The organism is Extibacter muris (assembly GCF_004345005.1).
GTDB classification, from domain to species: Bacteria; Bacillota; Clostridia; order Lachnospirales; family Lachnospiraceae; genus Extibacter; species Extibacter muris.
The window spans coordinates 1-785 of sequence record NZ_SMMX01000065.1 but is presented as its reverse complement, the minus strand read 5'-3'; the positions used below and the strand labels follow the sequence as shown (position 1 = coordinate 785).

The following is a 785-nucleotide window of genomic DNA, read 5'->3' as shown; positions in this document are numbered from 1 at the left end:
TGATAGACACGGTTGAAAGAAAAAAAAAAGTAAGAGAAAGGAAGAGAGGGAGGAGGAGAAAAAAAAGCATTATATGTTTTCCATCCAGAAAAATCATCTTCAGAAAGAGGAAAAGAGAGGAAAAAGAGGAAGGAAGGAACGGGAGAGGATGTTTCCGGGGAGGCATGAAAAGGGGGGGAAGGGAGAGGAAAAGAGGGAGAGAAAGAGGAGGGGAAGAGGAGAGAAGGAGAGAGAAAAAGGGGAAGGAGAGAGGAAGGGAAAAAAGGAGAAATAAGGGAAACACTTGCAAAGAGGAGGAGGGAAAAAAAGGGGAGGAGGAGGGAGAGGAAGAGGGAGAGGAAGAAGGGGAAAAAGGAAGAGGAGGGGCGGGTGCCACTTCATAGAAGAAGGGAGGAGGGAGGAAAAGAGAGGAGAAGTTATCCGAAAGAGGAGCGACATAGAAGGGATTATATAGGAAGGAAGAAGGGAAGAGAAAGGAGGGGGGAGGAGGAAGAAAGGGGAAAGGGAGGGAAGGAGGAAAAGGGAGAAGGAGGGGCGGATGAGATTAAGACAGAGAAGGGGGGAAGAAAGGAGGGGAGAAAGGAAGAGAAAAAGAGGGAAGGGGAGAGGGGGAGGTAAGGGAAGGGAAAAGGGAGAGGAGAGAAAGAAAGAGGAAGAGGGGGAAAGAAAGGGAAAGAGGGGTGATAGAGACCTCGCGGTGTTTCTTGATATAATCATATATGAGCGACTGCCTGGAGGAGGAAGGAAGGGGGAAAAAAAAGTGGGGAAAAGAGGAGAAGGAGGAG

At 48.7% G+C, this 785-nt stretch carries 2 protein-coding genes; both read left to right on the top strand.

Annotated features, from left to right (window positions below; translation table 11 throughout):
- Positions 1 to 383 (top strand): hypothetical protein (locus tag E1963_RS20270; RefSeq protein WP_207669418.1); only part of this gene is annotated, 383 nt, incomplete at its 5' end.
- Positions 370 to 618, top strand: coding sequence for a hypothetical protein (locus E1963_RS19230; protein ID WP_132281699.1), 249 nt, complete (start codon positions 370 to 372; stop codon positions 616 to 618). The genes E1963_RS20270 and E1963_RS19230, both read left to right, overlap by 14 nt.
- The last annotated feature ends 167 nt before the right edge of the window (positions 619 to 785 follow it).